Annotated in this window: 6 protein-coding genes; 5 read left to right on the top strand and 1 reads right to left on the bottom strand. The window is 48.5% G+C overall.

Going from position 1 to position 7972, the window contains the following annotated elements:
• Positions 1 to 1404: translation initiation factor IF-2 (gene infB / locus NZ772_09440; protein MCS6813776.1), on the top strand; the 1404-nt coding region annotated here is incomplete at its 5' end.
• A 250-nt stretch (positions 1405 to 1654) separates the two neighbouring features.
• The gene (locus tag NZ772_09435; protein ID MCS6813775.1) at positions 1655 to 2830 is read left to right on the top strand and encodes a homocysteine biosynthesis protein; all 1176 of its coding nucleotides are present in this window, start codon (positions 1655 to 1657) and stop codon (positions 2828 to 2830) included.
• 26 nt (positions 2831 to 2856) lie between these two features.
• Here the strand turns inward: NZ772_09435 and hemJ are convergent, their stop codons facing one another.
• A complete protein-coding gene (gene hemJ / locus NZ772_09430) occupies positions 2857 to 3444 on the bottom strand; it encodes a protoporphyrinogen oxidase HemJ (protein ID MCS6813774.1) in 588 nt (195 codons plus the stop codon).
• Between the two features lie 452 nt (positions 3445 to 3896).
• On the opposite strand from hemJ, the gene NZ772_09425 reads away from it, so the two are divergent.
• The 3 genes from NZ772_09425 to NZ772_09415 all read left to right on the top strand — a co-directional run.
• A complete protein-coding gene (locus tag NZ772_09425; GenBank protein ID MCS6813773.1) occupies positions 3897 to 5135 on the top strand; it encodes a 4Fe-4S ferredoxin in 1239 nt (412 codons plus the stop codon).
• Between the two features lie 61 nt (positions 5136 to 5196).
• On the top strand, positions 5197 to 7014 hold the full coding sequence (locus tag NZ772_09420) for an AAA family ATPase (GenBank protein ID MCS6813772.1): 1818 nt from the start codon (positions 5197 to 5199) through the stop codon (positions 7012 to 7014).
• Positions 7015 to 7467: 453 nt separating this feature from the next.
• On the top strand, positions 7468 to 7972 hold a 505-nt coding region (locus NZ772_09415), incomplete at its 3' end, for a GAF domain-containing protein (protein MCS6813771.1).

Raw genomic sequence — 7972 nt, 5'->3', positions numbered from 1 at the left:
GTGGACGTTGAACACGAAGGCAAAATTCAGCAGGTTGTCTTCCTTGATACACCTGGTCACGAAGCATTCACGGCAATGCGTGCTCGTGGTGCACGGGTAACAGACATTGCTGTCCTGGTAGTCGCGGCAGATGATGGAGTTCAACCTCAGACGATCGAGGCAATTAGTCACGCTAGGGCAGCAAAAGTGCCGATCATAGTTGCCATCAATAAGGTAGACAAAGAAGGTGCTAACCCTGACCGCGTTAAACAAGAACTGTCGGAACATGGTCTAGTGCCCGAAGAATGGGGTGGTGACACCATTATGGTGCCCGTCAGCGCAATTAAGGGCGAAAACTTGGACAGCCTACTAGAAATGATCTTGCTAGTGGCTGAGCTAGAAGACTTGCACGCCAATCCCGATCGTCCTGCAAGGGGTACCGTCATTGAAGCGAACCTCGATCGAGCTAGAGGCCCTGTCGCTACTCTGCTGGTTCAAAATGGGACGTTGCAAGTCGGCAACATTCTAGTTGCAGGTTCTGCTTATGGTCGAGTTCGGGCCATGGTAGATGACCTTGGCAGACGAGTCGAGAAAGCAGGCCCCTCCTTTGCTGTAGAAGTGTTGGGGCTTAATAGTGTGCCCGCCGCTGGAGATGAATTCCAGGTTTATGCAGACGAAAAGGATGCTAAAGCTGTTGTGGCCTCTATGGAAGAGAAACAGCGCCAAGAGCGTCTACAGAAGCAGGCCATGGCGGCTCGCCGCATTAGCTTGAATGCTATGTCTGCCCGTGCTCAAGAAGGCGACTTGAAGGAACTGAACCTTATTCTGAAAGCAGATGTGCAAGGCTCAGTTGAGGCTATCTTGAATGCTTTACAACAGCTACCCCAGAATGAGATTCAACTACGGGTGCTGCTGGCTGCTCCTGGTGAAGTTACCCAGACTGACATTGATCTGGCAGCCGCAAGTTCCGCTGTAATTCTAGCCTTCAATACAACTATGGCAGTCGGCGTTCGTCAAATTGCTGACGATTTGGGAGTTGATGTTCGAGACTACAACATCATTTACAAGTTGTTGGATGACGTACAGGCTGCTATGGAAGGCTTACTGGAGCCGGAACTGGTGGAAGAGCCTTTGGGTCAAGCAGAAGTGCGAGCCGTATTCCCTGTAGGACGTGGATTTGTTGCTGGTTGCTACGTTCAGTCTGGCAAAATCACACGCAACTGTAATATGCGAGTTCACCGGAACAAGGAAATCATCTATGAAGGTGTCATAGATTCCCTAAAGCGGATGAAAGAAGACGCAAAGGAAGTAGCTACTGGTTATGAGTGCGGTATCGGTTCCAACAACTTTAGTGCATGGGAAGTTGGGGATATCATCGAAGCCTTCCGCATGGTGACAAAGCGACGCACCCTGTCTACGACCTAGCATCCCCTGATAGGTTGGGCAATAGCTACTGAATGTTGAACACCCCATCTCCTCCAGAGCGTCAGTGGCTTGCTAGTTCCTAATGTTGTTTGTGTTTTCCATAACCCCTGTGAGTCTCGTTTTCAAGTAGAACCTGGAGATGTGGCATGGTAACTCTCTGCATTGACTGGGACAGCTCTGCTGCCTAGAAGATCCTAGGGAGGGGCTAGGGGCTAGGAATACAAATTTACTAGACCATGCAACTTGTTCTATGCGAACCTTAGCCGATATTAACGATAAAATCGTGCGCCGACAAGCAGTCGTCTGGACTGTAGAAGAGCTAAAGGCACGAGTAGCTGATATGGGGATCACCAAGGTAGCTCAAACCGTAGATGTGATTACTACAGGCACCTTTGAACCAGTAGAATCAGCCGGAGCAATTCTTAATCTTGGTCATACGGATCCACCCATTAAAATTCGACAATGTTGGCTTGATGGAGTATTGGCCTATGCTGGCTTTGGTGCAGTGGACTTATATTTGGGTGCAACCCAAGTGGCAGAAGGTACTGATGATAGTAGCGATCGGGGTGGCGGCCATGTTATTGCTGACTTAATTGCAGGTAAATCTGTGCAACTGCGAGCTGTAGGCTATGCTACAGATTGCTATCCCCGTGATTCGTTCCGAACTACCATCACCAAGGACAGCATTAATCAGTTTTATTTATTTAATCCTCGTAGTCTGCACCAAAACTTCATTGTGGGTGTCAATGGTGGCGATCGACCCCTATTTACCTATCTCGGCCCATTACAGCCTCATCTAGGCAACGCTGTGTATGCTAACCCCGGCGCTCTCTCACCGCTGTTAAATGATCCAGATTTGCAACTAATTGGCATTGGCACTCGAGTTTTTTTAGGCGGTGGCGTTGGCTATGTAGCGTGGGAAGGCACTCAACACTTTCCGTTACAGAAGCGGTTGCCTAATCGCACACCGATCGGCCCTGCTGCCACCCTAGCCTTGATTGGGGATGCCAAGCAAATGTCTCCTCAATGGGTGCGGGGATGCTATTTCAAAAACTATGGGCCATCGCTAATGCTGGGCATTGGAATTCCTCTGCCAGTTCTCTATGAAGAGGTTGTTGCTCACTGTGCAGTACAGGATCAGGATATAGTTGCTCCAGTTGTCGATTTTTCTATTCCACGTCGTGTGCGCCCTACCTTTGGCCTCGTGACCTATGCCCAGTTAAAATCAGGACGGATCATAATCGACAACAAACCGGTACGAGTTGCTCCGCTAGCTAGTCTTTACTTATCGCGACAAGTGGCGTTAACGCTGAAGCAACAAATTGAATCTGGTCAATTTACCTTGACCGCAGCCGTTGCACCCCTGCCAGTTGACCGTGGCTTTATCCCCCAAGATGCTTGGGGATCACAGCTTACTCTAGGGTAATCAAAACCTTACTAGTGCTTACTTTACTAACCTTCAGCCCCTGAAGACATTTCTGACAGCTCAGCAGCTAGACGCTCTTGATCCAGGCGACGTTTACGGGCATAAAGTTGAATTGTAACCGCCATTAGCACGATCGCAGCTGCTACCACACCAGTAGTCACATCCAACGGCAAGTTATTCTTGAACACGACTAGCAATACAATCACCAACAACAACACAGTTGGCGCTTCATTAAATGCCCGCAGTTGCTTGCTACCCCAGCGGCATTCTCCAGCCGCTAACTGTTTCATAAGACGTTGGCAGTAGAAATGATAACCAAGCAGCACAACTACAAAGCCTAACTTCAAGTGCATCCACCCCTGCTTAAGCCAGTCTGGTTGGGTATACAGCAACCCTATAGCCATGGCCACCGTAATCACCATGCCTGGTGTCGTAATAATGTCATACAGCCGACGTTCCATCAGCTCGTACTGGCTTTTGAGAATACCCCTAGCAGGTTCTGGTTGTTGATCTGCCTCAACATGGTAGATAAACAGACGCACCAGATAAAATAAACCAGCGAACCAAACAACAACGCCGATGATGTGGAACGCCTTGAACCAAAAGTAAGCCATATATGCACTAATAAAAACGCTACCTAAACGCTAACTATTAACAGATTAATGCCACGTAAAGAGTGGTTTATAAAATGCAATCCAACTATAAAAGATGCAGTGGTCACGTTGATGAGATTTATAAAAAATTTGTAATCCTCTGCATAAAAGGTTGAATCTAGGTCTACTATTCAGGCATATTAGATATTGGGGATCAGTGGACTGCACTACCTGCTCGTATGTCGAGCACACTCAACGCATAAGTAGCGTGTAGCATAAATTATGTTTGCACTCTATGCGCTTAGCTTGCACTTAAGTTAGCTTGCACTCAAGGTTGTGCACGAGACTGCTTAAATTAACTTGGCTTAATTAACTTGGCTTAGTTGCAACTAAATCCTGAGTGCATTATTGCACGATGGTTGTCGCACTAGTTGCTGATCACTTAAACGTAACTTAATTAACAACATTAACGGGTGAATCGGACGTACCATCCTCTACGATCGTTACAAGCAGGTCACTGGTTCAAGCTAATCTGTGGAGCCAGTTTTCAACATCTCCCTATTGTGCGAAACTTAGCACTGGCCTGTACATTAGCGGGTGTTGACTGCATTGATGTATCTGCTGATTCTGCGGTGGTTCTTGCTGCTTGGGAAGGGATACAGGCTGCACAATCATTTTTAGAGCAAGCCCGCGATCGTGGCATTCAGACCCACGGGTCTCCCTGGGTCATGGTTAGCCTAAACGATGGTGAAGATCCCCATTTTCGCAAGGCTCAATTTGATGCCGCTACCTGCCCCCCTGATTGTCCCCGACCTTGTGAAGCAATCTGCCCAACCCAGGCAATAGTTGCTAGCCAGTCCTCTAGCTATGCATATCACTCTAGGGCTACCTTAACGGAAGGAGTTATTGCCAGCCGATGTTATGGCTGCGGTCGGTGTGTAACTCAGTGCCCCTATGAGCGGATTAGCACCTACTCCTATGTCACCTCACCATCGGCGATCGCCCCCCTAGTGCTAGAAGGTGTGGATGCTCTGGAAATTCACACCCAACCCGGCCGATTTGTTGAATTCTGTAGACTATGGCAGGCAATTTTACCCTGGGTAGGCCATCTCAAGGTGATAGCCATCAGTTGCCCTGATGGTGATGGAGTAGTGGACTATTTGCGATCGTTGTATGCCGTAATGGCTCCATTGCCCTGCCCTCTAATTTGGCAAACCGATGGACGACCCATGAGTGGCGATATTGGTAATGGCACAACCCATGCCGCAATCCAGCTAGGACAACGGGTACTCGCAGCCAAGTTACCAGGCTATGTCCAACTAGCGGGTGGCACGAATGGCTACACTGTCAAAAAGCTGCGAGAGTTAGGCTTACTGCCCGATATTACAAAGAGCCAACCTAGTGCTGCTACACCTTCAGCATTGCAGAATACCCACCCAATATCATCTCCTGCTCATATCGCTGGCATCGCTTATGGCAGTTATCTGAGGTCACTGCTTGCCCCTATCTTCGATAAACTAGATGCCATTGGAATAGTTCAAGTAAACCATTATCCCCTATCTAGCAATGCCTATGTTGATACACCAATCCATCTGTCTAAACCAGCTTCAACCCACTTGGAAGCCTATCCTGAGTTGTTGTGGGAAGCCGTTAGGATTGCCCACTCGTTAGTTAAGCAACTAAAGCATCAGTCTCCTGTGGTAAGCAGTTGATTAGCAATGACTGCTCGATGTTGCTGTTAGGCCGGTATTATTCACCTTAGACACTAACCCTATGCAAACGATCGACGATTTGTCCAAGCTGCTAGACGTTCTCCCTGATGCGATTCGCACCCGCTTAGAGGTGCACCCGCGACGAGATAGCCTCGTGGAAGTAGTCATGGATTTAGGACGACAACCAGAGGCCCGTTTTTTTGACGGCTCGGAATATTTGCTGGATACACCGATTACCCAGGAAGACTTGCAGTATTGTGTTGATCGCCTAGGAGATTTTGGCGGTGACAACCGAGCTGGCATTGAACGCACCCTACATCGCATTAGTGCTATTCGTAATCGCCGGGGTACGATTATCGGCCTGACGTGCCGCGTGGGGCGGGCAGTGTTTGGGACGATCGGCCTCATTCGTGACCTAGTAGAGAGTGGACGCTCCATTCTCATGTTGGGCCGCCCTGGTGTCGGTAAAACGACAGCACTTAGAGAAATAGCCCGCCTGCTGGCCGATGATCTTAACAAACGAGTTGTGATTATTGATACCTCTAACGAAATTGCCGGTGATGGCGATATTCCTCATCCAGCGATTGGACGTGCCCGCCGTATGCAAGTAGCTCAGCCAGAGCTGCAACACCAAGTCATGGTTGAAGCAGTAGAAAACCACATGCCAGAGGTAATCGTGATTGATGAAATTGGCACAGAACTGGAAGCACTGGCAGCTCGCACGATCGCAGAGCGCGGCGTGCAGCTAGTAGGTACAGCCCATGGCAACCGTATTGCTAATTTGATTAAAAACCCTACCTTGTGTGATTTGATTGGCGGCATTCAGTCCGTAACTCTGGGAGACGAGGAAGCACGGCGACGAGGTAGCCAAAAGAGTGTGCTTGAGCGAAAAGCACCACCAACGTTTGACATTGCGGTAGAAATGCTAGAGCGCCAGAAGTGGGTTATTCATGAGCAAGTAGCAGAGACGGTCGATGACTTGCTGCGGGGACGACAACCTAACCCCCCCATTCGCACCGTAGATGAGAACGGCAAGATTATCACTACCTATGAGGTTACACCGCAACCTGAAGCTAGCCTAACCCCTACTCCTACGGGATGGCGAACTTCTGGTCGTATGATCCCGCTGCCATCAACCCATGGTCGAGACGATCGCCGACGATCGTCAACCACGTTCAGCCATAGCCAGAAAGACACCAACCTACCTAGCATTACAACCATACCCAGTGATGAAATGCACTTCGCCGAGTTACTGGAGACATCACTAGGCGGGCCTGACGAGGCTAATTTGGCATTAGCAGATACCTCTGAAAATCTCGCATCCAACAGTGCTAGTCCATTACCAGCTCATGGGTTTGGCCCCAACGGAGAAGACCTACCTCTTCACATCTACCCCTATGGCGTTAGCCGTAATCATCTTGACCAAGTAATTCGCACCTTAAATTTACCCATTGCCCTCACAAAAGACATTGACTGCGCAGATGCCGTTCTTGCTTTGCGCTCCCACGTCAAAAACCATGCCAAACTTCGCCAACTTGCTAAAACTCGCCAGCTTCCTATCTACACGATGAAGTCCAATACAATTCCTCAAATTGCCCATACTCTACGGCGGCTATTGGATATTGACGAACCAGAAACTCTGACTGCCAATGATTTGAGCTTGCTCTATCAGGGCCGAGATGAGGATGAGATTGAAGCTTTAGAAGAAACTAGGTTAGCTGTGGAACAAATTGTGATTCCTAAAGGGCAGCCTGTTGAGCTATTACCTCGCTCTGCTCGTGTTCGCAAGATGCAACATGAACTGGTAGAGCATTATCACTTGCGCTCAAACAGCTTTGGCGACGAACCTAACCGACGCATCCGAATTTATCCAGCGTAACCCTATCAAAACAGTGCTTTTAGTTACTAAAAATACTGATTCCTAAGTAGTGGCTCTCTAGTGCTGAGCTAGGAAGATTACGGTTGGGAACGGTAACGAAGGCTCAACTCTAAAGTTTTGCGCCTAAAGCTTTGTGTTAGGTCAGCAACTTCCTGACTAAACAACTGGTGATAGACTGTGAGTGCTGTAGTCTAGCACTTCACAGCGTGACTTATATCATTTCTCCAAGAGTCGGCTACATAACCTATTAGTTCACAGTAAGAACCTGAGTTCTTGCTACTAGCCATCTGTAGCAATAGTTTGGAGAGCTAGTTCTATTAGTTAAACCGGAATTAAGCAATCACAAATCAGCATGGATAACCTTCTAGAATTGCTAGTATGCAGGCAGCATCATTGACGAAGTTGCTGTAAGATTCAAGGGCTGTAGTTGGAAGCATTGTTGGGACTAGTCATATGCAGTATCCATCTGACGAGCATGAAGCTCTCAGGTTAAAAGCACTCCGGAGCTACTCTACAGCAGGCTCTATCAATGACTCTGCCCTAGATGACTTGACAATGTTGACGGCTGAACTATGTGCTGTGCCAATCGCCTTGGTTACCCTTGTGGACTTAGATCGCGTCTGGATTAAATCTAGCATTGGCATCTCCATTAGCGACATTCCACGTGAGCATAGCTTCTCGCATTACACCATTCAACAAGCAGGGCTACTGATAATTCCAGATGTATTGCAGGATGAGCGCTTTCAGGCTAGTCCTTGGTGGGCACTTGCGCCTCAGATTCGCTTCTATGCTGGGATTCCTCTGATTAACCCAGAAGGCTTAGCGATCGGTACACTGAGTGTCATGGACTACAACCCACGCACCCTAACCATGCGCCAACAGTCTTGCCTATGTGCCTTGGGACGGCAAACCATGATGCAGATGGAGCTAAAACGCTGTCTCTCAGAGGATGACTTGC

The organism is Cyanobacteriota bacterium (genome assembly GCA_025054735.1).
GTDB lineage: Bacteria > Cyanobacteriota > Cyanobacteriia > SKYG9 > SKYG9 > SKYG9.
This window is presented reverse-complemented; position numbering and strand designations above follow the sequence as displayed.